Origin of the sequence: Colwellia asteriadis, assembly GCF_039523295.1 — a bacterium.
In the GTDB taxonomy this organism is placed as follows: Bacteria; Pseudomonadota; Gammaproteobacteria; order Enterobacterales; family Alteromonadaceae; genus Colwellia; species Colwellia asteriadis.
Map to the genome: position 1 here is coordinate 181519 of NZ_BAAAFA010000005.1, position 25889 is coordinate 207407.

General features: G+C 38.9%; 20 protein-coding genes. 3 read left to right on the plus strand and 17 right to left on the minus strand.

What is annotated here, in order from left to right; genetic code table 11:
* Nucleotides 1-18 precede the first annotated feature (18 nt).
* The 7 genes from folC to fabB form a co-directional block, all read right to left on the minus strand.
* Nucleotides 19-1347 carry a bifunctional tetrahydrofolate synthase/dihydrofolate synthase gene (gene folC, locus ABD005_RS08790; RefSeq protein WP_343817010.1) on the minus strand — a complete coding sequence of 443 codons (1329 nt, stop codon included), beginning with the start codon at nucleotides 1345-1347 and terminating at the stop codon, nucleotides 19-21.
* 241 nt (nucleotides 1348-1588) lie between these two features.
* Nucleotides 1589-2449, minus strand: coding sequence for an acetyl-CoA carboxylase, carboxyltransferase subunit beta (gene accD, locus ABD005_RS08795; protein WP_215980528.1), 861 nt, complete (start codon nucleotides 2447-2449; stop codon nucleotides 1589-1591).
* A gap of 251 nt (nucleotides 2450-2700) precedes the next feature.
* Nucleotides 2701-3480 (minus strand): tRNA pseudouridine(38-40) synthase TruA, encoded by a 780-nt coding sequence (truA, locus tag ABD005_RS08800; protein ID WP_343817186.1) that lies wholly within the window; start codon nucleotides 3478-3480, stop codon nucleotides 2701-2703.
* A gap of 121 nt (nucleotides 3481-3601) precedes the next feature.
* Nucleotides 3602-7879 (minus strand): FimV/HubP family polar landmark protein, encoded by a 4278-nt coding sequence (locus tag ABD005_RS08805; protein ID WP_343817013.1) that lies wholly within the window; start codon nucleotides 7877-7879, stop codon nucleotides 3602-3604.
* Nucleotides 7880-8331: 452 nt separating this feature from the next.
* Nucleotides 8332-9351 carry an aspartate-semialdehyde dehydrogenase gene (locus ABD005_RS08810; protein ID WP_215979000.1) on the minus strand — a complete coding sequence of 340 codons (1020 nt, stop codon included), beginning with the start codon at nucleotides 9349-9351 and terminating at the stop codon, nucleotides 8332-8334.
* 13 nt (nucleotides 9352-9364) lie between these two features.
* Nucleotides 9365-10492 (minus strand): 4-phosphoerythronate dehydrogenase, encoded by a 1128-nt coding sequence (locus ABD005_RS08815; RefSeq protein WP_343817017.1) that lies wholly within the window; start codon nucleotides 10490-10492, stop codon nucleotides 9365-9367.
* Nucleotides 10493-10667: 175 nt separating this feature from the next.
* The gene (gene fabB, locus ABD005_RS08820) at nucleotides 10668-11882 is read right to left on the minus strand and encodes a beta-ketoacyl-ACP synthase I (RefSeq protein ID WP_215978998.1); all 1215 of its coding nucleotides are present in this window, start codon (nucleotides 11880-11882) and stop codon (nucleotides 10668-10670) included.
* A gap of 261 nt (nucleotides 11883-12143) precedes the next feature.
* On the opposite strand from fabB, the gene mnmC reads away from it, so the two are divergent.
* Together mnmC and ABD005_RS08830 are read left to right on the plus strand one after the other, a co-directional pair.
* Nucleotides 12144-14252, plus strand: coding sequence for a bifunctional tRNA (5-methylaminomethyl-2-thiouridine)(34)-methyltransferase MnmC2/FAD-dependent 5-carboxymethylaminomethyl-2-thiouridine(34) oxidoreductase MnmC1 (gene mnmC / locus ABD005_RS08825; RefSeq protein ID WP_343817019.1), 2109 nt, complete (start codon nucleotides 12144-12146; stop codon nucleotides 14250-14252).
* 132 nt (nucleotides 14253-14384) lie between these two features.
* A complete protein-coding gene (locus ABD005_RS08830) occupies nucleotides 14385-15536 on the plus strand; it encodes an ABC transporter substrate-binding protein (protein ID WP_343817021.1) in 1152 nt (383 codons plus the stop codon).
* Between the two features lie 3 nt (nucleotides 15537-15539).
* Here the strand turns inward: ABD005_RS08830 and ABD005_RS08835 are convergent, their stop codons facing one another.
* From ABD005_RS08835 to ABD005_RS08875, 9 genes are all read right to left on the minus strand, one after another.
* Nucleotides 15540-15863, minus strand: coding sequence for a YfcL family protein (locus ABD005_RS08835; protein WP_343817023.1), 324 nt, complete (start codon nucleotides 15861-15863; stop codon nucleotides 15540-15542).
* A 63-nt stretch (nucleotides 15864-15926) separates the two neighbouring features.
* Nucleotides 15927-17087 (minus strand): ATP-NAD kinase family protein, encoded by a 1161-nt coding sequence (locus tag ABD005_RS08840; RefSeq protein WP_343817025.1) that lies wholly within the window; start codon nucleotides 17085-17087, stop codon nucleotides 15927-15929.
* 94 nt (nucleotides 17088-17181) lie between these two features.
* Nucleotides 17182-17739: an elongation factor P hydroxylase gene (locus tag ABD005_RS08845; RefSeq protein WP_343817027.1), complete on the minus strand. Its 558-nt coding sequence runs from the start codon at nucleotides 17737-17739 to the stop codon at nucleotides 17182-17184.
* Nucleotides 17740-17833: 94 nt separating this feature from the next.
* Nucleotides 17834-18166: a Na+/H+ antiporter subunit G gene (locus ABD005_RS08850; protein ID WP_215978992.1), complete on the minus strand. Its 333-nt coding sequence runs from the start codon at nucleotides 18164-18166 to the stop codon at nucleotides 17834-17836.
* Nucleotides 18167-18176: 10 nt separating this feature from the next.
* Nucleotides 18177-18446: a K+/H+ antiporter subunit F gene (locus tag ABD005_RS08855; protein ID WP_215978991.1), complete on the minus strand. Its 270-nt coding sequence runs from the start codon at nucleotides 18444-18446 to the stop codon at nucleotides 18177-18179.
* The gene (locus tag ABD005_RS08860; RefSeq protein WP_343817030.1) at nucleotides 18440-18976 is read right to left on the minus strand and encodes a Na+/H+ antiporter subunit E; all 537 of its coding nucleotides are present in this window, start codon (nucleotides 18974-18976) and stop codon (nucleotides 18440-18442) included. The genes ABD005_RS08855 and ABD005_RS08860 overlap by 7 nt, the downstream gene beginning before the upstream one ends.
* Nucleotides 18976-20493, minus strand: coding sequence for a monovalent cation/H+ antiporter subunit D (locus ABD005_RS08865; protein ID WP_343817032.1), 1518 nt, complete (start codon nucleotides 20491-20493; stop codon nucleotides 18976-18978). Before ABD005_RS08865 ends, ABD005_RS08860 begins: the two co-directional genes overlap by 1 nt.
* The gene (locus tag ABD005_RS08870; protein ID WP_215978988.1) at nucleotides 20490-20837 is read right to left on the minus strand and encodes a Na+/H+ antiporter subunit C; all 348 of its coding nucleotides are present in this window, start codon (nucleotides 20835-20837) and stop codon (nucleotides 20490-20492) included. The genes ABD005_RS08865 and ABD005_RS08870 overlap by 4 nt, the downstream gene beginning before the upstream one ends.
* Nucleotides 20837-23629: a monovalent cation/H+ antiporter subunit A gene (locus ABD005_RS08875; protein WP_215978987.1), complete on the minus strand. Its 2793-nt coding sequence runs from the start codon at nucleotides 23627-23629 to the stop codon at nucleotides 20837-20839. Before ABD005_RS08875 ends, ABD005_RS08870 begins: the two co-directional genes overlap by 1 nt.
* Before the next feature lie 430 nt (nucleotides 23630-24059).
* Here ABD005_RS08875 and ABD005_RS08880 point away from each other — a divergent pair, with 430 nt between their 5' ends.
* Nucleotides 24060-24527, plus strand: a complete 468-nt coding sequence (locus ABD005_RS08880) for an Lrp/AsnC family transcriptional regulator (RefSeq protein WP_343817036.1) — start codon at nucleotides 24060-24062, stop codon at nucleotides 24525-24527.
* A 140-nt stretch (nucleotides 24528-24667) separates the two neighbouring features.
* Here ABD005_RS08880 and dnaJ read toward each other — a convergent pair whose 3' ends face one another.
* On the minus strand, nucleotides 24668-25804 hold the full coding sequence (dnaJ, locus tag ABD005_RS08885; RefSeq protein WP_215978985.1) for a molecular chaperone DnaJ: 1137 nt from the start codon (nucleotides 25802-25804) through the stop codon (nucleotides 24668-24670).
* Nucleotides 25805-25889 lie beyond the last annotated feature (85 nt).

A 25889-nucleotide genomic window follows, 5' to 3' on the forward strand; every position in this document is an offset into this window, starting at 1 on the left:
CAACAATGATGCCGTAAACTAATTGATAAGCAATTGTTGCCTAATAGCAGCAACCGTATAAAATGAGCCAAATACTAAAATCAAATCATCAGTATTAGCTTGCTCATTAGCTATTCTAAATGCCTCACCAATATTGTCAAAGCAATTGATGTTATTAGTAAAAGCGTTTAGTTTTTCTGTCATTAAACTTATCGGTGCTGCACGAGGCACATTAAGCTCGCTAGTGTACCAATAATCAATTTCATCTTTAAGCCCTAAAAGGCTATTACTAATATCTTTATCGCCCAACATAGCGACTACAGCATAAACCTTACGATTAGAGTTAGGCTTGGTTAGCTTCATTTTTTGAAGATAGCCAGCTAAATACCGTGTTGCTTGTGGGTTGTGACCCACATCTAAAACAATATCACAGCCATTACTTTGTTTAAAAACTTCTGTTCTACCAGCTACTTTTGTTTTTTCTATTATTTGATTAATAAATGCCGTACTTAGCTTAATACCTAAACTCAATAAAACCATTAAAGCGGTGGCAACATTATCACGCGGTATAAAAGGTGAGTTAAGCTTGGTAAATGATGTGCTTTGATACTGCCAAGTCCAAGAGGAAGTCGCTTCTGTTGAAGTTTCTTCATAAATACAAAAATTATCATTACGCAGATAAACTCTACCGTTGTCACCCAACGAGTTAGCATGTGCAATAACCGACTTAGGTGCATTCGTGTCACCAATAACGATGTTTTGATTAGCTCGCATAATACCTGCTTTCTCAAAACCAATGGTTTCTCGGTCGTTACCTAAAAAGCTTTGATGATCTAAATCAATGGTGGTTATAACAGCAACATTGGCATCAATAATATTAGTTGCATCTAAACGCCCCCCTAACCCCACTTCTAAAATAATATAGTTTGGTTTTTCAACCATTAATACCAGCAACGCAGCTAAGGTTGTATATTCATAATAACTTAACGATATAGTACCGCGAGCTTGCTCAATTTGTATAAATGCTTTAATTAACGCAGCATCGTTAACGTCGCGTTTATTAATACGTAAACGCTCATTAAAGTGCTCAATATGAGGCGATGAATAAACTGCTACACTATTTGCTTTACCATGAGTTGTATCACCTAAGAGTGCATTTTCCATAAAAGCACAGGTTGTGCCTTTACCATTGGTTCCCGCAACAGTTATCACCGTAGCAAAACTCAAGTCGATAGCAAGAATGTCAGCAACTTGTTTAATACGAGTTAAACCTAAGTCTATTTCTTTGGTATGCAAGTTCTCTAAATAAGAAAGCCATTCATCTAAACGCGTAAATTGTAGATAGGGGGTAAGGTGACATGATGACATGAGTATTTTCTCAACTTAATAAAACAACCTATAATTAGCTTGAACTCGGAATAATATATTTATATCAAGCTGTTATTTTTTAACTATAATGGCCTTGCATTACTTACAATAAACTAGTTATTGACGCACAAAACAAGTTTAAGTGAGTTAGGCATATAAAAAAGGCGGAGCCAATATAATGATATATTGTTACTCCACCTTATAAATACAAGACATGCCTATGAGTTTATTTAGTGCAATTTTAGTGAGGGAATGGACTAGTTTGCCCCATAAACTTAGCTAATAAACGCGCTAGTTTTTCACGCATTTCACGGCGGTCGATAATCATATCAATAGCGCCTTTTTGCAATAAAAATTCACTACGTTGGAAGCCTTCTGGTAATTTTTCACGCACTGTTTGTTCAATTACGCGCGGACCAGCAAAACCAATAAGTGCTTTAGGCTCAGCTACATTGATATCACCTAACATAGCTAAACTTGCAGAAACGCCGCCCATTGTAGGATCCGTTAAGACTGAAACGTAGGGTAAGCCTTTCTCACTCATTTTAGCTAAAGCGGCACTGGTTTTAGCCATTTGCATTAGTGAAAATAACGCTTCTTGCATACGCGCTCCACCACTTGCTGAAAAACAAATAAATGGAATGTTATGCTCTAAGCAGTACTCAACACCTTTAACAAAGCGAGCTCCAACAACTGATGCCATTGAACCGCCTAAAAAAGCAAACTCAAACGCGGCAACAACAACTGGCGTACCGTGTAACTCACCCTTCATAACGACTAAGGCGTCTTTTTCACCCGTTGATTTTCTCGCTGCGCTTAAACGATCTTTGTAGCGCTTCGAATCTTTGAACTTTAAAATATCTTGCGCTTCAAATTCTTCACCAAGCTCTAAACGATTATCTCTATCTAAAAAGCTATCAATACGTTTACGTGCACTAATACGCATATGGTGATCACATTTAGGACACACCGATATTTGTCGTTCAAGTTCAACTTTATAAAGCACCGCATTACAAGATGAACACTTACTCCATACCCCTTCAGGAATATTTCGTTTTTGTGTTGAGTTTGCTTTTGGGAGAATTTTTTCTATCCAGCTCATAATATTATTTTTGCCTATTGCAACGAATGATGTTTAGTGACACTAGTATCAAAAACAGCATTGAAAAAAAATCTTAATTACTACTTATTTACCACTAAAATTAACATAAATTGTTAGGTAAAATATAGCACAGTGGTTACGGAGATCTTAAACCGCATATTAGACCATAGATTTAGGTATATATTATATAAAAAACTGGTCTGCTGTGTTGTTTAAATGAAAATATTATAAAAACACAAGCATTAAAGCACCTATAAAAATAATGGCCCTAGTGGTTGTTTAGGTATTTTAAATTGTGAAGGGTAATCCACATCGACAAAATATAACCCTTCTGGTGGTGCTGTAACACCAGCCAAACAACGGTTTTTAGCTAAAAGCACCTCTTGTATCCAAGCAATGCTTTCTTGCTTTTGCCCTACTCGAAATAAACTTCCAACCACATTTCTGACCATATGATGTAAAAAAGCATTCGCTTTGATATCAACAATAATATATTTACCCTGCCTAAAGACCCGACAATGTTCAATTGTACGAACAGGTGAATGTGACTGACAATGTACGGTACGAAATGAAGTAAAATCATGTCGCCCAATTAAATATTGAGCGGCATCATGCATTAGTTCGGCATCTAACTCATGATGCCAATGACTAATACCGTGGCTTAAAATAGCAGAACGTAATGGGTGATTATAGATAATATAACGGTATCGCCTTGCTGTAGCGCTAAACCTAGCGTGAAACTCATCATCAACCTCACGCGCCCAGCTGATTGCAATATCAGGCGGTAAATGAGTATTAGCCCCTAAAGTCCATGCAACATCTTTACGTGTGGCATTAGTATCAAAGTGAACAACTTGATTAGTCGCATTAACACCGGTATCAGTACGTCCAGCACAAACAACTTCAATTTTTTCATTAGCTATTTTAGATAGTGCTTTTTCAAGCTTCTCTTGCACTGTTATGACATTATTTTGTCGTTGCCAACCACAATAATGCTTACCGTCATATTGAACACCAAGCGCATAACGCATCAAACTTTCCACCTAAACTCTACAGGACCTTAATTTTGATGCGCATTATCTATTATTTTAAGGCGTTAAGCTATGACTGATAGTAAAAGTCGTAATCGCTAGCGCCGTTTCATGGTTAATATTATAAGCCTTCAAGTAATGTTTTAGCCGTAAGCTGTTCTTCGTTATTACCTTTACTTATTACTTCTTCTAAAATAACTTGCGCGCTATCAGCATCATCCATTTCCAAATAGACTTTAGCTAATTCAAGCTTGGCTGACATACTATTATCACTGTCAACATCAACGCCTTTATTATCTTCATCGTAAAGTGAATACTCACCTAAACCGACATCAATATTAGTTTTTTCATAAGGCTCATTATTCTCTTCTGCCGTCATGCTTTGAGACAATAAAGTGTCAACTGAAACATATTCAGCTGACTCTTTTGTTAAAGAGTCACTTTCTGAAGGCACATTACCAGAAACGATTGCATTTTGATTCTCGTTTGATGTACTACTTTCATTGCTAATAATACCATCAAGTAAACTATCACCAATGTCTTCGTCTTCGGTATTAACCTCTACTTGACTATGGTTTTCTTCTTCAATATTGGCAAGCAACTCATCAAAATCAACGTTATCCAGTTCTTTTATATCTTCGATTTCTGTTGTTGAAGAGTCACTCGTTGATTTGCTTTCGTTATCTTCCGTCAGTAAACTGGCTAATACGTCTTTATCGGTAAAATCAGAGCCTGATTCATTTTCAACGTTGTCATCCGCAGGTGAGCCTTGCTCATCAATATTTTCAGATAAAAGATTATTAAGCATTTCCTCATCAAAGTCATGATTAACTGCTGAGTCGATTTCATTATCTGTAATACCCGTTAAAGAGTCACCAATATCTGCCAATACATCTTCTTGCTCTACGCTGTTTTCATCGAGCAACGCATCAATATCCAAATCATCATCTTCAATGGTTTCAGCTTTATTTTCAATGGTTTCAGCTTTATTTTCACTGCTACGTTCAGGTACTACTTCTGTTGATTTTTCATCAGTATGATCGCTAAAATCAGCATTCAAAAATGGCGTTACGTACTCTTCAGTAAACTGGGCTATTTGCTGCTCATTATTATCTGACTCTGCTTCTTCGCTTGATAAGTCATTAATATCACTTAATGGTTTACCAGGATCTTCGTTCGTTTTTTCTGTTGATAAATCCCCAAAGTCTGCATTTAAAAATGGGGCTACATATTCTTCTGTAAACTGCTCTATTTTAGCAGCACTAATAGACTCATCAGATTCACTGTTATCACTCTCTAAATCTACAGATTTATCAGTCTCAGAAGCCTGTTCATTATTACTTACATCTGCTTCTGGAGCTGGTTCTATATCGATATCCATAGAATCAAGCAATGCGTCAATATCACCAGGGTCAGTGACATCCGCTGCTGGCGCTGGTTCTTCTGCCACTGAATCAAGTAATGCGTCAATATCATCTGGGTCGGTTACATCTGCTGCTGGTGCTGGCTCTTCTGCCACTGAATCTAATAATGCGTCAATATCATCAGGGTCGGTTACATCTGCTGCTGGCGCTGGCTCTTCTGCCACTGAATCAAGTAATGCGTCAATATCATCTGGATCAGTGACATCCGCTGCTGGCGCAGCTTCTTCTGGGGCAAGCTCTTCTGGCTCGGTTGCTGCCGCTTCTGCTTTGTCATTTACTGAGTCTAACAGCGCATCAATATCATCAGGGTCAGTGACATCCGCTGCTGGCGCTGGTTCTTCTGCCACTGAATCAAGTAATGCGTCAATATCATCTGGGTCGGTTACATCTGCTGCTGGTGCTGGCTCTTCTGCCACTGAATCTAATAATGCGTCAATATCATCAGGGTCGGTTACATCTGCTGCTGGCGCTGGCTCTTCTGCCACTGAATCAAGTAATGCGTCAATATCATCTGGATCAGTGACATCCGCTGCTGGCGCAGCTTCTTCTGGGGCAAGCTCTTCTGGCTCGGTTGCTGCCGCTTCTGCTTTGTCATTTACTGAGTCTAACAGCGCATCAATATCATCTGGGTCTGTGACATCCGCTGCTGGCGCAGCTTCTTCTGGAGCAGTTTTTTCTGGGGCAACCTCTTCTGGCTCTGTTGCTGCCGCTTCTGCTTTGTCATTTACTGAGTCTAACAGCGCATCAATATCATCTGGGTCTGTGACATCCGCTGCTGGCGCAGCTTCTTCTGGAGCAGTTTTTTCTGGGGCAACCTCTTCTGGCTCTGTTGCTGCCGCTTCTGCTTTGTCATTTACTGAGTCTAACAGTGCATAAATATCATCTGGGTCTGTGACATCCGCTGCTGGCGCAGCTTCTTCTGGAGCAGTTTTTTCTGGGGCAACCTCTTCTGGCTCTGTTGCTGCCGCTTCTGCTTTGTCATTTACTGAGTCTAACAGTGCATCAATATCATCTGGATCGGTTACATCTGCTGCTGGCGCTGGCTCTTCAGCAACCGAATCAAGTAATGCGTCAATATCATCTGGGTCAGTGACATCTGCTGCTGGCGCTGGCTCTTCTGCCACTGAATCAAGTAATGCGTCAATATCATCTGGGTCGGTTACATCTGCTGCTGGCGCTGGCTCTTCTGCCACCGAATCAAGTAATGCGTCAATATCATCAGGGTCAGTGACATCCGCTGCTGGCGCTGGCTCTTCTGCCACTGAATCAAGTAATGCGTCAATATCATCAGGGTCAGTGACATCCGCTGCTGGCGCTGGCTCTTCTGCCACCGAATCGAGTAATGCGTCAATATCATCTGGGTCGGTTACATCTGCTGCTGGCGCTGGCTCTTCTGCCACTGAATCAAGTAATGCGTCAATATCATCAGGGTCAGTGACATCTGCTGCAGGCGCTGGCTCTTCATCAACAGACTCAAGTAATGTGTCAATATCATCAGGCTCTGTGACATCCGCTGACGCTTGTGCAAGCTCTTCATCAATATTAATTTCTTCGGTGTTAGTTTCCGTATCGTCGTCATCACCTAAACCATTAAGCAAGTCATCTAAATCATTTTGATTTAACTCACCGTCAGGCAAGTCTTCAGCTTCGGTTGATTCGTCATCACTCCCTAAGCCTGAAAGTAAATCATCTAAATCACCTTGACCTAACTCTCCGCCTTCTAAAGCTTCACCATCACTATCACTATCATCATCGAGTAAAATATCTTCAAGATCATCTAAGGCATCATCATCGTCGTCATCTAAATGAATTACATCATCGTCAAGCAACTTTTCCCCATCGTCTTCTAATAAGTCAACCGATAAGTCATCATCCAGTAATTGATCATCAAGCGATAAACTATCATCTAAATCTAAGCCTAAATCATCATCGAGTGATAATTCATCTTCAATATCAAGCTCATCATCAAGGGATAATTCATCGTCTAGATCTAAATCGCCAACAAGTGACAGTTCATCGTCAGTCGTTTCTTTTTTATTTTCAGGTGCTTCTTTCGGTGCTTTTTCTTTATCTAACTCATTAAAAAAAACTTCATCGGATGCTTTTTGACGACGCTTAAAAAGAAAAGCCAATAAACCCAGCAATAACATCGCCGGCACTGTGCCCATTAATAATAGGAACCAGATACTTGAAGTAAAATCTTCTTCGGCGAGCTCAGCTTGCTGCTTTTCAAGTAGTAGTTGCTGCTCTCTAGCCTCAGCTTTAGCAAGTAATGCTTGTTGCAATTGGATCATATCGTCCATTTGCAACTTAATTTCTTTACTTTTGGCAACCTCGTTTTGCATGACAACAAGTTTGTCGTTGAAAGTAGTTAAACGCTGACGTAACGCTTCATTTTCTTTGAGAATAGCTTGTAAACCATCTATAGAATCTAAGACATCATTTTGAATGGTGGCTAAGCGCTTTTGTTGTTCACTATCAATTTGTTGTAGCTGATCATTAATCTCAACTTTAACAGTATCTAGATCTTCTTTTTTAACACTCGGGGCCACAACAACTGGCTCTTTAGCTACTTTAGGCTGTTTTTTAGCCCATGATTTTTCATCTGACTCAACTTTTGCGCGTGCTTGTTCTGTATTTACGGCCATCATGCGATCGAATGATGGTATTTTTAAATATTGTCCTTCAACTAAATGGTTAATATTGCTGTCGACAAAAGCTTTCGGGTTAGCTTGATGGAGTGCTTCCATCACTTGATAAACACTTAAACGATTATCAGGTCTAATCGTTAAAGCGATGTTCCATAAGGTATCTCGTGAGTTAATTGGTCCGTAACGATCATAAGGAAAAACATCACTGCTTTTAGGTCCACGCATACGAATGCCACGATCGTCTTCGGCATTAACAGGAAAGTGCATTGAAAGTATGCCAAAAATGACTACCTGCCATAGGCACAGGCGCAATAATTTTTGCATTAAGATATCCTAATTTTTATTATAATTACGTTACATTCCACTGCATTTGTCAAAAAAATGCCGTTTTGAATAACCCTTTACGTAAATAATCGCTGAATTAGCTTGGTTAATTTGCTTATGCTAAATAAGCAAAAATTGTTCCAACAGGCATTATAGGCAGCTAACTCGCAAAATGTTCATAAATAATACCAAATTCAATGAAGATGTCTCGTGTTATTCGCCTCTGAATGATTTTTAACTGAATAAAATCAGTATGATTTATCTCAACACTCTTTCATCACTACTTTACATTAAGTGAACTGATGATACCAAGTTAGGTTATTTAGCATTAAACTCTACGGGTATAAACCATTACACCAGAATAACAGGCATAAAAAAACTCGTTGTTAGCCATATTATCTATAGTTAACGACGAGTTTTAGCTTTTCTTTAATCGGCTAATATAAAATAAATTAACTTAAATGATCTTTTACTAATAGCTCTGCGATTTGCACACTGTTAGTTGCTGCGCCTTTACGTACGTTATCAGCAACAATCCACATATTAATGCCACAGTTATGGCTAATATCTTCACGAATACGACCAACAAAAGTTTCATCTTTGCCGCTTGCATTACCAATTTGTGTTGGGAAGTCTTCATCGTTACGACAAACAACAATACCAGGTGCTTGCGCTAGTAAATCTTTAACTTCTTCAGCTGAAATTGGTGAGTTAGTTTCAATGTGTAACGCTTCACCGTGACCAAAGAATACAGGTACTCTTACTGCAGTAGGATTTACCAGTACGTTTTCGTCATTCAAAATTTTCTTCGTTTCCCACACCATTTTCATTTCTTCTTTGGTGTAGCCATTTTCTAAAAACACATCAATTTGTGGAATAACATTAAATGCGATTTGACGAGAAAAGTTTTTACTTTCAACTGGCTTACCACAAAGTAAGTCAGATGTTTGCTTAGCTAATTCGTCGATACACTCTTTACCGCCACCAGATACTGACTGGTATGTGCTTACATTAACGCGGCTAATACCTACGGCATCATAAATTGGCTTTAATGCAACCATCATTTGAATAGTTGAACAATTAGGGTTAGCAATAATGTTGCGATTACGGTATTCAGCAAGTGCTTCTGGGTTAACTTCTGGCACAACTAATGGAATATCAGCTTCGTAGCGAAATTCAGAGGTATTATCAATAACAATACAACCCGCTTCGCCAGCAATAGGTGCAAACTTAGCAGACGTTGAGCCGCCAGCAGAGAAAAAGCCAATTTGCGCTAAACTAAAATCAAAATGATCTGCATCTAGCACTTCAATACTTTCACCATTAAATTCAATAAATTCACCGGCTGAGCGAGCGCTTGCTAATGGGTACAGTTTATTAATAGGAAAGTCGCGTTGCTCTAAAATTTCCATAATAGTTTTGCCAACTAGCCCTGTTGCGCCAAGTATGCATACATCAAATTTTTGTGCCATGATCCTCTCTCTTTTAGTTGGACATTTTATTAAAGCCTAAATGATGTGGCACATCACTATAAGCATTAGGTGATGAAGATACCGTTACTGCGGAAAATTCTCGACGAACGGGGTAGCTCTTTCTGATACTATCAAAACCTTCAACGGATAATTGTTGACGAAATATTGCATCGTCTCGCCTTACATCGTAAACCATTTTTACCAGCTGGTTTAGTAATATTTGACTAAAATCTTGCTTTAATTCAACAAAAGTAATACTTGCGCTCGGTAAAAAGTCCGTTAGCTTATGTGTCACTTTTAAATTAAGGTGCTGACATAATGCCTGATAGAGCATTTCACTGCCACGAGCTTTTCCTTCTAAGCTATAACCAGCAATGTGTGCCGTTGCTAATTCGGTATAAGGAATTAAAGGCTCAAGCACCTTTGGCTCCCCCTCCCAAACATCAAGCACCAGTTTTAACCCATGCCCTAATTGCTTTAAAGCCAGTAACGCTTGATTATCAATAACATCACCACGACATGCACTAATTAATATTTGCTCATCACGTAAATTAGCTAAGTTTTCACTATTGAGTAAATGATACGTTGGGTGATCACCCGTAGTAACTTTCGGCACGTGCAGTGAAATAACATCGCAGTCTAATACTTCTGTTAACGAAGAGAATTCACGTAAGTCTTGAGGTTTTTGCTCAAGTAACGGATCGCAAATTTTATAACGAATACCTAAAGCCGCTAACTTTTCACTTAAACGTGTTCCAGTATTGCCGCCACCAACAATCCCAACCGTTAATGAGCTTAAATCCAGTAAATAACGCTCACTAAGTACAACCAAGCTACTTAATACATACTCAGCTACTGAAACCGCATTACAACCAGGCGCTGAATGAAAGTTAATATCACGACCTGCTAAATAGGGTAAATCAATGTGGTCGGTACCAATAGTAGCACTACCAACAAACGATAACTTGTTGTTGTTCGCTAGTAATTGCGCATTAACTTGAGTGATAGAGCGTACTAATAATACATCAGCATCTGCCACCTGCTCTGCTGTAATTTCTCTGCCAGAAAAAGGGACTAACTCACCAAAACCAGAAAAAAACTCGTGAGCAAAAGGCATATTTTCATCAAAATAGATTTTCATTATAAATAACGCTTACCAAGGAAATCAGGAAATGTATTTCTATTATACGGTGATAGCTTTATAACAACTAGTAGGCTAGCTTTATCTTTAACAAAACAAGTCGTAATTTTTTGCACAAAAAAGCCCGATAGAAAGTGTTTCTATCGGGCTTTTAACTGCGGCTTAATTATAATAATTAACCGTTAAATTTTTTCATTACTAAAGTAGCGTTAGTGCCACCAAAGCCAAAGCTATTTGACATGATCAAGTTAAGCTCTGCGTCACGTTTTTCAGTAACAATATCTAAGCCTTGCGCTTGTTCATCTAAGTTATCAACATTAATTGATGGCGCAACAAAGTTGTTTTCCATCATTAATAAAGAGTAAATTGCTTCATGAACACCCGCAGCACCTAATGCATGACCTGTCATGGCTTTAGTTGCACTAATGGCTGGAGAGTCGGCACCAAATAACTCTTGAATAGCACCAAGCTCTTTCACATCACCTACTGGTGTCGAGGTACCATGGGTATTTAAGTAGTCTACTTTACCTTCAACGCCTTGCATTGCTTGTTGCATACAACGTACTGCACCTTCACCACTTGGAGCAACCATATCATAGCCGTCAGACGTAGCACCGTAACCTACTAATTCAGCATAAATATGTGCGCCACGAGCTAATGCATGCTCTAGCTCTTCAACCACAACCATACCGCCACCGCCAGAAATAACAAAACCGTCACGGTCTGCATCATAAGTACGTGAAGCTAACTCTGGTGTATCATTACGACCCGCTGATAGTGCGCCCATACCGTCAAACATCATCGCTAATGACCAATGAACTTCTTCACCACCGCCAGCAAAAACAACATCTTGCTTACCTAGTTGAATAAGCTCCATTGCATTACCAATACAGTGAGCACTGGTTGCACAAGCTGAGCTAATAGAATAGTTAACACCTTTAATTTTAAACGGGGTCGCTAAACAAGCTGATACGGTACTACCCATCGTTTTAGGTACAGCATAAGGGCCAACACGGCGAATACCACGATTACGTAAAGTATCGGTAGACTCAACAATATTTGCAGATGAAGCACCGCCACTACCAGCAACAATACCGGTGCGAACATTAGATACTTGCTCTTCAGTTAATTTAGCGTCTTTGATTGCCTGGTCCATCGCGATATACGCATAACCTGCAGCATCTCCCATAAAGCGAATAGCTTTACGGTCAATATGATCTTTTGTTTCAAGTGCAGGCTTGCCCCAAACATGGCTTTTTAGCCCTTGTTCAGCAAAGCTTTCTGAATGAGTAATACCTGACTTACCCGCTTTTAATGAAGCTAGCACTTCTTCTGCATTGTTACCAATACTTGATACAATACCTAAACCTGTAATTACGACACGTTTCATTTAATTAACCATCTTTAATTATAAAATCTTCGCCATTATACTGATAATAGCGGCCAAACTGGTATTACCTATCAAAGCTAATCTATTTCAACTCCAGAACCAGCGTACACTTGTACACTATAATATGTCATTATGCTCTAGATAGCTACGCTATTTTAGTTAATGCCAGCAAGCAGAAGTAAAATAACACTGATCCTTATCAAGTTTTCACGTAAAATGTCATTCAGATAACTAGTTGTATTACGGAAATTTGTATCGAAAATGTCATCACCTAATCAGCATCCAAATAAAAAACCAGCCAAAGCAACCTCTTTGGATAAAGAGCCTATTAACAATAGTGATGATCATTTACATTATCGCCCAGATGGTAGTCCTTATTCACAACGTTTTAATGACATTTATTTTGATACCCAAAGTGGCTATCAACAAAGTAAAGAAATTTTTATTGATGGTAATAATATTACCGAGCGATTATTACAAGCAAGTGACACCGTCACTATAGCTGAAACAGGTTTTGGGACAGGATTGAACTTTATTTTAACCCTGCAAGCTTATGAGAGAGCACAAAAATCAACCGAAAAAAAACTCCCTCCACTACACTTTATTAGTGTTGAAAAATACCCGTTATCAAAAGCACAACTAGTAAAGTCTTTAGCAATACTGCCGCAACTAGCCAATTATAGCGATCTACTAATAGCATTATATCCTCAAGGTGATCCCGATAACTTCCCCAACAATTTATCAATAGCGTTACCTGAGAGTTTTCTCGATAATAATATCAAGCTAACCTTACTATTTGATGATGCCACTGCAGCATTGACGGCATTCGAACCACATATAAACCATAGCCGCGGTAAACAAAAAGGTTTGATTGATATTTGGTATTTAGATGGCTTTTCGCCAGCAAAAAATCCTGAGATGTGGGGCAGTGAACTATTTAATCAAATTGCTCGTTTATCAAAAGCGCAAGCAAGCCTAACCACTTTTACCGTAGCAGGCTTTGTTAAACGAGAGCTACAACGTATTGGCTACCGCACTGAAAAATTAATATTAAATGGCAAAAAGGCTGATGCACAGCGGGCTATATTTCAACAAAACCCAATAACTCGCAAAGGTTATCAGCTCAGACCGACCATCACCAAGCCTCAACATGTCAGTATTATTGGTGGGGGTATTGCGTCAGCATGTTTAAGTTACGCCTTAACCAAACAAGGCGTTAAGGTTACACTTTACTGTAAAGATATGAGTGTTGCTCAAGGCGCTTCAAGTAACGCCATTGGCGCTCTTTATCCACTGTTTCATCAACAAAGTGACGACATTAGTTTATTTTATCAGCATGCTTTTTTACACGCAAAAAACCTTTATCAAGACTTATTAAAGCAAGGTTTTCATTTTGCTCACGACTGGTGCGGTATTTTAGAAGTGTCTTATAAAGACAGCCTAGTTAAACGCCAACAAGCCTTCGAAGAAATTAATGCCTGGCCAGCCTCTCTTATTCATGGTGTTAATGCGCATCAAGCAAGTGAGCATGCTGGCATAAAATTAGATCATGGTGGTTTATTTATGCCACATGCTGGCTGGATTTCACCACCAGAGCTTGTGAAACAACTTTTTAATGCTGCCGAAAAAACCAACCGTTTACGCATTAAGTGCCAAACAAAAATCAATAAATTAGTTCAAAATTCTCATAATAAAAGTTGGCGTTTAATTAGCGATAAAGAGAACTTTGACGCCAGCGTAGTGGTTCTTTGTGGTGGTGCTGAAAATATTAATATAGAGCAGCTGAGCTCTTTACCGTTAAGTGCAACGCGTGGTCAAGTTACTAGCATGAAAACCAACTCGGTTATTGGCCCATTAAAAACGGTTATTTGTCATAAGGGCTACCTAACACCCGCACATAATAATCAGCACTGTATTGGCGCAACGTTTCAAAAAAACAACACATCAGATACCCCAACAAGCGAAGATGACCGATACAATATAACAATGCTTAAAAAATGTTTACCTGAGCTAACCCAAGCCATTAATTGGCAAAGTGAAGATATTAGTATGAGTAAAGCGCGTTTGCGCTGCATGTCACAAGATCACCTACCTTTAGTTGGTGCCATGCCTAACATCAGTGAGCATATAACTCAGTATCCGCACTTAGCTAAAGACAAGAACTGGCCTTACCAAGCGCCAGCTCCCTGTATTGATAACCTTTATCTAATGACAGGTTTTGGAGCGCGTGGTTTATGCTCTGCCCCATTGGCAGCCGAAATCTTAACCGCAGATATTTGTAATACCCCCTTTCCTGTCAACACTGAAATGCTATTTAACTTAAGCCCGAACCGTTTTATTATTAGGGATATGATTAAGCGAAAAATCTAGCTCAAGTGTACTATGCTTTATTGAGTGAATATTTTATATAGTATGTACAAAGCAATAATAATTATCGTTAATTTGAGGTTTACGAGCTTTATGGTGATTACCAACTCAACACATTCTTTTATAGAGCATCTCTTGAAAACGTTACGAGTATTTGTATTAATGACATTAGTGTCACTAATCATGACTCACTATGTAATGGCTCAAGATGGAATACAAAAGAGCGTCAATGTAGTTATGGTAAACCCATCAATTAAAGCCGATCCTTTCTGGCATAAAACCGAAATCATTACACAGCAAGCAGCTAAAGCTCTAAACATTAATCTTGATATTATTTATGGTGATGGCACAAGGTTCTTTCAATTTGAAGCTCTTAAAAGCTACTTCAAAAATATAGAACATAGCCCCGATTATATTATTCTGATTAATTATCCGGGTAATGCTAAACAAACCATGGACTTTCTTAAGCAACAAAACGTTAAAATTATAACCTTAGAGCAAACCTTATCACCCGAAGAACAAGCGCAGATTGGTTCACCTGGTGAGCTTTATAAGGGTTGGCTAGGAGAGATTTACTTTGATAATGAAAATGCCGGCTACATACTCGCGTCAAACTTACTTGAACAAGCTAAAGTCGCGAAAAAAAAACCTCTTGTTGCAGGCATTAGCGGTCACTTTGGCTCTGAATCAACACTACGCAATAATGGACTTCTTGCTGCGATTAAAGAGCACAATGCTGAATTAACTCAAATTGTGCATGCAGGATGGTCCGCAGAAGATGCTTACCATAAAACACTTAAACTATTACAGCGTTACCCTAATATCAATGTTATTTGGTCTGCTTCAGATCATATGGCTTTAGGTGTAATAAAAGCCATAGAAGAGTTAGGTTTAGAAGCAGGTAAAGATATTTTAATTGGCGGTTTTGACTGGATGAGTAACGCCATTGAGAGTATTAATCAAAAAAAATTATCGGCAAGTGTTGGTGGACACTTTTTAATGGGCGCTATTGCGATTATTGCGATTTACGATGTAAAAAATGGTATACCACACCACCCCTTAGCCAATTCTACTCATAACAGTTTTAACCTTGCATTAATAAATAGCGGTAACGTAAATAAGTATTATGATTTACTTGTTCTGGATGATTTAAAACATATCGATTTTAAAAAGCTAGCAAGCCTTTACTCAAGAGAGGGAGCCGTTAATACTTTTAATTTATTAGAAATGTTAGAAGCTTCCTCAACAATTAATATCCAAGGCTCCCTTAAAAAGAAAAGTAAATAAGGCTTAAAGCTTAACAAAAAAGCCCTGTAATGCTAGCCAAAAGTTATTCACTATCACACCATCTTGCGGGCTTAATTCTGACTTAGCTGCTTTTAATTTTAGTGTAACTTCACCAACCAAATCCGTGGTAATTACTTGCTGCTCATCGCCAAAACTTGTGGCAACTAAAGCAATAAAACCACGTAAATAACCACTGGCAAAGAGTATGTCAGCATCGACATCCTGATCAAATAACCCATCAAAATAGGCGTAAATATCTGCAACAGTTGCTATCTCTTTTGAGCTTACTGGTGCATTGGTTAAGTCAGAACTTATGGTTGTTGTCATCTTTTCACAGTTTCCATTAAATGAGTTATCTTTAAATAATTTTTAGTTATGTCTTTAAAATACTTATTGTGGCGTAGCAACCTGATAAAGCACTTGGTCTTTATAGCCTGTGGTAACTGGCATAAACCCTGATAATATTTGATCTAAGCCATTATCACCGGTATCACTAATAAGCGGCCTATTGGCAAGCTCGGCTAATTTAGTTTTAGTGGCAATAATAACTATATTATTTTTACCGCCCTCTTGAGCGATAATAGCACGAAGTACGCGAGGACTTAGCTGTTGGTTACCGCGACCAAATATATGCCCTTGTCCACCAATTAAAGTAATAACTAATTTAGTTACCCCTGAGTGTTGCTCAATACTCTCTATTATTTCAGTTTCCGTCGCATCACTACATAGCAGCGCTTGTTGATAAACAATATCAACCCCAAGCAAAGTATTCTCTAAGCCTAGCTCTGCCATTAAAAATGCGGTTGTTGAGCCTGAGCCAATAATAAATTGAGTTTCATCATATTCAGCCATTTCCTCAATCACATTCGCAGCAATATCTTGCAGCACTAACTCGTCACTTTCTTTACCGCCTGACTTAACGGCTTGCACATAACGTAACTCACTAGGAATTTGCATTTCACTATAGCGTTTTGCTTTAACAATACCGTCACGAAATAAACTTTCATCTATATCCATAACATCGCCAGTAGTTAGCGTTACCAACTCTTTAGTTACCATCAATTCAATTACTCGCCCTGCAGCTTTTGGGGTTATTGCATACACCCCCGAATGTATTTTACAACCTGCTGGAATACCGAGTACTGGTACTTGAAAGTGCTCTTCACTTGCAACCACATTAGCAATATTACGGGCGGTACCGTCGCCCCCTGCGAATAAAATAACGTCAACTTTTTCACTGATGAGTGCACGTACAGCAAGCTCGGTATCATCACTGTGGGTTTGTACTTGTTGAGTTTGGTAAACAACATTAACGTTAAAACCAAGTTGTTGCGCACAATGCTCGCCCATTTCGCCTGATGCTGTATAAATAGATAACTGCTCTTTGTAAGGCTGTAACACTTCAAGTGCCAGTGCTGCACGCTCATTGGCCTTTGGTTTAGCACCTAACGCTAATGCATGCATCGCCATACCATCACTTCCCTTTAAGGCAACACTACCACCAATACCTGCAATAGGATTAATAATAAAACCAAGCTTAAATGATGACATAGTTATTTTCCGTTTAGTGTTCTGTGTTAGTTAAGGTAGCTTTCAAACGCAATTTATTTGTTACGCGATTTGCGTAACGCTAATTAGTCTAAAGCTATTCATACTCAATTTCATGGCAAGTGCTATCAACTTGAAATAGCTCAACCGTTAATGGCAAAGTGCTATGATAGAATGTTGATAAAACTTCAATAAATTGCTGAGCCCGCTTTGGAAAGCCGTGTTCAACAAAGTGACATACTTGTTGGTGCACTCGTAGTTTAAAGCGCTCGGTATCAGCTTGAAAGCCACTCAAGTTGTCAGCCGAGACATGAAACTTTCGCTTAGCCGCAACATTAAACGCCCACTCTATCGCTTGTGGAATAACCTCGGCTTGCTCAAACTTTGCCTGTTGTTGCTCATTTCTGCCATCAGGCACATACCAATAACCGTAATCTTCTAATAAGCGCCTTTTAGCACCGGCATGGCACCAATGCGCTATTTCATGAAAAGCACTTGCATAATAGCCTCGAGCAAACACAATTTGATGGTAGCTACACTCTTTACTTGCTGGTAAGTAAATAGGCTCATCTGCGCCCTTAATTAAGCGCGTATTGTGTGTATTACTGAAGGTTTTATCGAAAAGCTGAATTAAATCTTGGTAGTGATGTGCCATAACGCTAGAAACATAAAAATTATCGTACTATTGTAACTAAAAATGGCGCTTGATACAGCGCCATTATTATAAAAGTTACTTCTCGTCACTTAACTTAAACGTCATCTTCAATATTATCTTTGCCTTGAGTACGCTCTATACTGTCAAGTTTGTGATGAATTGCCGACTTAATTAGCATATAACCACTAATTGGAGCCGTTAATAAAAGAAATATCGAAATCAGTATTTCTTTTACGCTAAGCCCTGATTGAGCGGTACTAAAAAAAACCATGGCTGCGGTTAATAATGAAGCCATGCCTAAGGTAGTTGCTTTAGTAGGACCATGAAGGCGCATAAAAAAATCAGGCATTTTTACTAAACCAATAGAGCCAACCAGTACAAAAGAGCCACCTATTAATAATAATATCGAAATTATCCATTCTGTCATGATTTTTGCCCTATTCTATAATATCGCCACGTAGCAAGTATTTACATACTGCAACCGTGCTAACAAAACCTAACATAGCAATAAGCAATGCCGCTTCAAAATAAAGCCCTGTGCCCATGCTCATTCCATATAAAATAATTAATGCGATACTATTAATGTACATAGTATCAAGTGCAAGTATTCTATCGGGTACCGAAGGACCAATTAATAATCGCCACAAGTTTAATAATAACGATAAGCCGATCATGGCAAAAACGATTAAAATGACGGTATCTAGCATTGGAATATCTCCTTAAGAGGCGCTTCGTAGCGCTGCTTAATTGTATCAATTAGCGCTTGTTCATCTTTAAGGTTTAAGACATGTATTAGTAAGAACCTTTGCTCTGGTTTTTTTCCTTCCGTAAAACATTCTCGCCAAGGGTAAACTTCAGCGCTTACTGTACCTGGAGTTAATGACACTGTACTCGCTAAAATGGTAATAGGCATACTGTGTGTTAAATCTAATGGCACTTTGACAAAGCCTGGAGTTAGCTTTTTATTAGGCCCTAAAATTAAAATAGCCACCTGAACATTCGCGGTAATAATATCATATAGAACCAACAGTAAATGACGAAACGCCAACCAAGGCTTTATTACTAAAGGTTGCTTGGTACGAAATGGGCTTGTAATCCAAGGAATAACTAACGCTAAAATTGTTGCCAATACAAGATGCCCTGCCGACACGCTGTTATTTAACAACAACCATACAAAAAATAATAAGAGACTTAATATAGGAGTTGGGAGCCATTTAAATCGAGTATCTAGTCGCATTACTGCTCTCCTACAAGAATAACATTAATATTGCCTTCAAAGTCGTGTAATTGAGTCGCAGCATCAATCGCGTATTCACTCAATGGCCCAGCAAAAACACTCATCAGCGGCGCACCTGAAATCAGAATCAATAAAGCAACTAATTGCGCAGGATGAACCCGCTCTTGTCGAGCACTTTCAGTCGCTTTACCTTGGTGGTTCCAAAAAACCGTACTACCCGCTTTAGACACCCCAACTAATACCGCTAAACTTGCCAGTAAATAAAGTGGCCAAAACACCATGGCATATTCTGCATCTAAGGTTTCTTTTAATAACCATACTTTAGCTATAAAACCTGACAATGGCGGCATACCAATGACAGCAACACTGGCAATAATAAAACAAGCTCCTAATAACATCGGTTGAGAGACCGGAGTCCCCGCGGTAATGCGATCGGCAACTTTACCTCGTTGGCGTGCAATTAAGTCAGCCAATATAAAGAGTGCTGCGGTAACTAAAGTTGAATGAACTAAATAATAAATAGCTGCAGAGCTAGCTTCTACTGTTTGTACCGCTACTAAGGCGACTAAAGTACCTACAGACACAATCACTAAATTAGCAACTAACTTTCTTAAATCTTGGCTCGCTAAAACCCCAATAGCTCCCATCGCAATGGTTGCTAATGCTAACCACCATAACCAGTTTTGCGCCATGTGTGATAATTCACCGGCTTCATCACCAAAAATCAAGGTGTAAACACGCATCATTGAGTAAACACCTACCTTGGTCATAATAGCAAAGAGTGCTGCCACAATAGGCATGGCTGTAGCGTAGGTGTTAGGTAACCACAAATGTAACGGTAATAAAGCCCCTTTCAAGGCAAAAACTACCAATAATAATAAGCCACCAATTTTAGCAAGGTAAACATCATCACCTTGTAATAATGTTACTTTTTGGGCCATATCCGCCATATTTAATGTGCCTAGTACGCCATAAAGCACACCCAAGGCAATTAAGAAAACGGCAGAGCCAACAAGGTTCATAATAACGTATTGTAGTGCTGCCCGTGTGTTTTTCTTATCACCGCCATGCATTAACAGTGCATATGAAGCAATAAGTAATACCTCAAAAAACACAAAAAGGTTAAAGGCATCACCCGTTAAAAATGCGCCGTTCACACCTAAAATTAAAAAGTGTACTAATGGATGAAAGAAGCTGCCTTTTTCGTCATCTCCAGCGCTGGCATATAAAACACAAACCACACTCAGTAAGGTTGTTAAACAAACTAGCAACGTAGATAAAGGGTCTGCAACTAATACAATACCAAACGGGGCGCTCCAATCACCAATAGCATAAACTTGTGTACCATCAGCTTGAACTTTTAATAAAAGTGCGACTGAAAACAAAAAAGTAATAGCACTGAAAACAACAGAAGCAATTCTTCTGATACTTTTATTTTTTCCACAAGGTGGCATTAATAAAAGCACACCCGCTAACATAGGTAATAAAACAGGTAAGGATGTTAAATGCTCAATCATACTTTACCCTTAACCTTGTTATCTGGAACTTGACCATTAACATGGTCGTTACCTAAATCAGCGCGCCCTCTAATTGCTAGAATTACGACAAAAGCGGTCATTGCAAAGCCAATAACTATTGCTGTTAGTACAAAAGCTTGCGGTAATGGATCAGCATAATCTTTGCTATATCCCAATACCGCAGCACTATTAAGACTTAAGCGCCCTGAAGAAAATAAAAATAAGTTAACCGCATACGAAAGCATCGTTAAACCTAAAACCACAGGGAAAGTTCTAGAGCGTAAAATTAAAAATACACCACAAGAAACTAAAACCCCAACACAAGCTGCGTAGAGTAATTCCATTAAATATTTACCTCTTCTTTAGGCGCGTTAGCCGTTAACTTACCTAAACTTGCTAAAATCATTAATGTTGCACCAACAACCGTAATATAAACACCTAAGTCAAATACCAATGCACTCGCAAGCTCAATTTCACCAATAAATGGAATATCAAAATAGTCAAACCACGTGGTCATAAAAGATCGTCCAAAGAACCAACTACCAACCCCTGTAAATAGAGCTATAGCAATACCCGATGCTATAATTTTTCGGTAATTAATGGTTAAGCGCTCAGCAATCCAGTTTGAGCCGTGCGCGATATATTGCAAAATAAACGCAATAGCGGTCACTAAACCAGCAATAAAGCCACCACCTGGAAGGTTGTGCCCGCGTAAAAATATATAAAACGATACTAATAATGCCAGCGGTAGTAATGATTGAGAGATACTTGCTAACAAAATGGGGTAACGCTCTTTTGCCCAAGGTCTGCCTTCACTGTCACTACCAGGCATAAATAAAGGTAAGTTCACTAATAACTTAGCAATACCTAAAGCGGCAATACCCAGTACACAAATTTCACCTAAGGTATCAAAGCCACGGAAGTCGACTAAAATAACGTTAACAACGTTAGTACCACCACCACCTGTTTTAGCATTGTCCAAGAAAAAATCTGAAATAGACTCTAATGGGCGAGTAATTAATGCATAACAAGCACTCGCAACTACCACACCTAAAGCGGATGAGATCCCTAAGTCGCGTAATACACGCATTGAGCTTGACTCTCTTGGTGAGTGTTGTGGTAAGAAAAATAGTGCCAACATCAGAAGAATAATAGTTACAACTTCAACTGTTAATTGTGTTAACGCTAAATCTGGCGCAGAAAATCGAGTAAAGGCGACCGATACCATTAGGCCAACAACAGAAAGCATTAATAGTGACACTACACGCTTTCTAGACCAAATTACCGTACAAACGGCACCAATAATTAATAGCGCTGCACCAACAGCATTATGAACATCAATAGGCGTTAGTTGTTTTTTGCCAGCTAATTGACTCATTTCAAATAATGGCCAACCAGCAGCGAGTAGTACCACTAAAAACATCAACATTAAATAGCGCTGTAAAGAGCCATTCTCAATGGTACTAATTTTACGCTGACACCATTTAATCATAACGTAAATACTATTATCGAAAGCTTTTTTAGCATTCAATGGCGGTAATGAAGCCTGAAATTGATAAAGGTAACGACGTTGTGTATATATTAGTAAACCACCTGTAACCGCTATACCACTCATGAGCAATGGTAAATTAAAGCCATGCCATAACGCGACCTTAAACTCTGGCACATAGCCGCCTAGTACCGCAAAAGAAGCCGCCGTTAAAATATCATCAACGACAAAATTAGGGAATATTCCTACTAATAAACATAACGCAACTAATATTTCGATAGGTACTCGCATATAACGAGGTGGCTCGCTTGGCTGCCTTGGTAGGCCAATGGGGTCACCATTGAAGAAAACATCATGAATAAAGCGCGCTGAATAAGCCACCGCCAATGCCCCTGCAACAGTAGCAAGCACAGGGATAAGCCATGACATAGAGCCTAATAATTGTTGATGTAATGTTTCTGCAAAAAACATTTCTTTAGATAAAAAGCCATTTAACAACGGTACCCCTGCCATGGCAGCCGCAGCAACCATCGCCAAGGTTGCGGTATAAGGCATAAATCGCCACATACCGTTAAGTTTTCGCATATCACGCGTACCTGTTTCATGGTCAATAATACCTGTTGCCATAAATAAGGAGGCTTTAAAGGTCGCGTGATTAATAATATGAAAAATAGCCGCCACTGTTGCAAGCTCAGTATTCAAGCCGAATAATAACGTAATGAGGCCTAAGTGGCTGATCGTTGAATAGGCCAGCAACCCTTTTAAATCATGCTTAAATAAAGCCACATAAGCACCAACTAATAAAGTTGTTAAACCGGTAATACTCACCAGAATAAACCAAATATCAGTACCCGCTAATGCGGGATAGAAACGCGCAAGTAAAAATATCCCCGCTTTAACCATTGTAGCTGAATGTAAGTAAGCACTAACAGGTGTTGGTGCGGCCATGGCATGTGGTAACCAAAAATGGAAAGGGAATTGTGCTGACTTAGTAAACGCACCAAGTAATACCAAAATTAACGCTACTTCGTACCAGTCATGGGCTTGAATAATCTCTCGACTTGCTAAAATAACGTCTAAATTATAGCTACCAACAATGTTTCCTAATAACAGCAAACCTGCCAGCAATGCTAAACCACCGCCACCAGTGATCGTTAACGCCATTAAAGCTCCTTTGCGCGCTTCTGACTTATGCCACCAATAGCTAATTAACAAGAACGAACTAATACTGGTCAACTCCCAGAAGAACCAGAGCTGAATAACATTATTTGACATTACAATGCCTAGCATCGCTGTCATAAATAACATGAGGTAGCTATACAGTTTAGGCATAGAATCTTTGCTACTTAGGTAATAACGCGTATAAAAAATAACGAGAATACCAATCCCTAAAATCATAAAGACAAAGAGTAGCGCTAAGCCATCTAACCGAAAGGCTATATCAACCCCAAGTAAAGGGATCCACGATATAGTTTCACGAATAACATCGCCTGAAAATACTGCAGGAGCTAAGCTAATCGTAAAGCATAATGCGATGATTGGCATTAACATCGACAGCGCAGTAGATTGATTACGCGTTAATTTACCCGTCATTGAAGAAATAATACTGCCAAGTAAGGATAGCAAGGGTATCCAAAGCAAAGTCATAGAGTAAACCTTTTTTATAATGTCGTATAATTACGACTGTACACCATATTTAATGTGATGATTCATATATTTAATAGCGTAAGACACGCAATATTGGCAACGATTTTACTGTATTAGTCTTTAAGTTGTCTATAGTTTGTAATTCTAGTTTGTTCGATTTTGTACACACTTAACAATAGACGATTTTTTCCACAAAATTTTAATTATGCTAGTAGGAAAATACTCTTTTAATTATTATTGAATACCAATTAAACAAAGTAAAATTAAAGCACTATTTAGTTGTACATTTATCTTAAAAAATCTCACATAATTCGGATTTACCGAGCTTTTATGTTAAAAATTCAAATAATACCCTTATAACACTAGTCGTACTACCTATATAAAGTGTAGTATTTAGCTTAATTAAGAAGTATTCATTTACAGGTGACCAATGAAGAAGCTAGATAATATCGACTTGCAAGTATTAACTATTTTATATAACGACGCAGATATCACCAATAAAGAACTTGCGGCACAAATAGGTATTGCCCCCTCAACCTGCCTAGAGCGTGTAAAACGCTTAAAGCAAAGTAATGTAATTAAAGGCGCATTTATTGATGTTAACTTAAACAACATTGGCGGAAATATAGAAGCCATTGCAGCTATTAGGCTACAGCCCTACTCCGAAGAAATTGTAAACCAGTTTAGAGACGACCTTTTACAGTACCCTGAAATATTAAGTCTTTATCATATGGGTGGTGGTTACGACTACTATATTCATATGTCAGTGAAAGATAGTGAGCATTTACGTCAATTTGTTTTCAAAAACATTACCTCCCGAGATGAAGTCACTACTGTTGAAACATCATTAGTATTCGAACATAGTCGCAGTGGTATTTTACCTAACTTTGACGAGTAATATGATGGGTAATATACAACAGCGTTATCTTTAACTACTTTTATACTCCCTAAGTTTTAGTCAAAAAAAAATCCCGCATTATTCATACGGGATTTTTTAATGGGTAACGAATAAAGTCACCAATAATAACTTAAGTTGAATTAGCTTTTTAAGTCGTCAAAAAACTTCTTCACACCGTCAAAAAAACCGGTTTCTTTAGGGCTGTGTTTTTTACTACTTTTACCCATTTTTTCTTCTAGTTGACGTAGTAAGTCAGATTGATCACCCGATAAATTCACTGGTGTTTCAATTACAACCTTACACATTAAATCACCAGTAGATGAACTACGTACTGATTTAACACCTTTACCACGTAAACGGAACATCTTACTAGTTTGTGTTTCTTTAGGCACTTTAAGCTTAACTTTACCGCCTAAGGTCGGCACTTCAATTTCGCCACCTAATGCTGCGGTAGTAAAACTAATAGGAACCTCACAATACAAATGGTTTTCATCACGAACAAATATTTCATGATCGCGTACATTCACTTGTACATATAAGTCGCCTGCTGGTGCGCCATGCTCACCTGCTTCACCTTCACCTGATAAACGAATTCTATCACCGGTATCAACGCCCGCAGGAATTTTAACAGATAAGGTTTTCGTTTTCTCAACACGCCCTTGACCACGACATGAAGTACAAGGATCAGAAATTACCTTGCCTTGACCATTACACGTAGGACACGTTTGTTGAACCGCAAATAACCCTTGGCGCATTTGTACTTGACCATGTCCATGACAAGTTGAACAAGTTTTTGCTGATGTGCCTGGCTTAGCGCCTGAGCCATCACAAGGCTCACAAGCAACATACGTAGGTACTTTAATCTCAAGGCTTTTGCCTTTAACTGCATCTTCTAGGCTAAGTTCTACGTTATAACGTAAGTCTGAGCCTCGTTGCTGACGTTGGCGTCCACGACCACCGCCGCCACCAAAAATATCGCCAAAGATATCACCGAAGTCTTGACCAAAGCCACCGCCGCCAAAACCTCCGCCGCCACCACCATGACCACCTTGCTCGAAAGCAGCATGACCATATTGATCATAGGCCGCACGTTTTTGATCGTCATTCAGAATTTCGTAAGCTTCTTTAACTTCTTTAAACTGCTCTTCTTTAGATTTATCACCTTTAGTACGATCAGGATGAAATTGCATCGCTAAGCGCTTATAGGCTTTTTTAATATCTCTTTCCGAGGCGTCTTTGCTAACCCCTAATACTTCATAATAATCACGTTTTGACATAATGACTTCTTTTCTTTGTTCTACGCTCGCGCGAATTAATTATTTATTTACGTTACAACTTAACATTTACGCTACGTTATAACGT

Coding starts and splice junctions, on each gene's coding strand:
- dnaJ (WP_215978985.1), bottom strand. CDS start 25,804: ATGTCAAAACGTGATTATTATGAAGTATTAGGGGTTAGCAAAGACGCC.
- ABD005_RS08850 (WP_215978992.1), bottom strand. CDS start 18,166: ATGACAGAATGGATAATTTCGATATTATTATTAATAGGTGGCTCTTTT.
- ABD005_RS08875 (WP_215978987.1), bottom strand. CDS start 23,629: ATGACTTTGCTTTGGATACCCTTGCTATCCTTACTTGGCAGTATTATT.
- ABD005_RS08805 (WP_343817013.1), bottom strand. CDS start 7,879: ATGCAAAAATTATTGCGCCTGTGCCTATGGCAGGTAGTCATTTTTGGC.
- ABD005_RS08880 (WP_343817036.1), top strand. CDS start 24,060: ATGAAGAAGCTAGATAATATCGACTTGCAAGTATTAACTATTTTATAT.
- ABD005_RS08815 (WP_343817017.1), bottom strand. CDS start 10,492: ATGAAAATCTATTTTGATGAAAATATGCCTTTTGCTCACGAGTTTTTT.
- accD (WP_215980528.1), bottom strand. CDS start 2,449: ATGAGCTGGATAGAAAAAATTCTCCCAAAAGCAAACTCAACACAAAAA.
- ABD005_RS08845 (WP_343817027.1), bottom strand. CDS start 17,739: ATGGCACATCACTACCAAGATTTAATTCAGCTTTTCGATAAAACCTTC.
- ABD005_RS08855 (WP_215978991.1), bottom strand. CDS start 18,446: ATGCTAGATACCGTCATTTTAATCGTTTTTGCCATGATCGGCTTATCG.
- ABD005_RS08835 (WP_343817023.1), bottom strand. CDS start 15,863: ATGACAACAACCATAAGTTCTGACTTAACCAATGCACCAGTAAGCTCA.
- ABD005_RS08865 (WP_343817032.1), bottom strand. CDS start 20,493: ATGATTGAGCATTTAACATCCTTACCTGTTTTATTACCTATGTTAGCG.
- mnmC (WP_343817019.1), top strand. CDS start 12,144: ATGTCATCACCTAATCAGCATCCAAATAAAAAACCAGCCAAAGCAACC.
- fabB (WP_215978998.1), bottom strand. CDS start 11,882: ATGAAACGTGTCGTAATTACAGGTTTAGGTATTGTATCAAGTATTGGT.
- ABD005_RS08840 (WP_343817025.1), bottom strand. CDS start 17,087: ATGTCATCATTTAAGCTTGGTTTTATTATTAATCCTATTGCAGGTATT.
- truA (WP_343817186.1), bottom strand. CDS start 3,480: ATGCGTTATGCGCTTGGTGTTCAATATGACGGTAAGCATTATTGTGGT.
- ABD005_RS08870 (WP_215978988.1), bottom strand. CDS start 20,837: ATGGAATTACTCTACGCAGCTTGTGTTGGGGTTTTAGTTTCTTGTGGT.
- ABD005_RS08810 (WP_215979000.1), bottom strand. CDS start 9,351: ATGGCACAAAAATTTGATGTATGCATACTTGGCGCAACAGGGCTAGTT.
- ABD005_RS08860 (WP_343817030.1), bottom strand. CDS start 18,976: ATGCGACTAGATACTCGATTTAAATGGCTCCCAACTCCTATATTAAGT.
- folC (WP_343817010.1), bottom strand. CDS start 1,347: ATGTCATCATGTCACCTTACCCCCTATCTACAATTTACGCGTTTAGAT.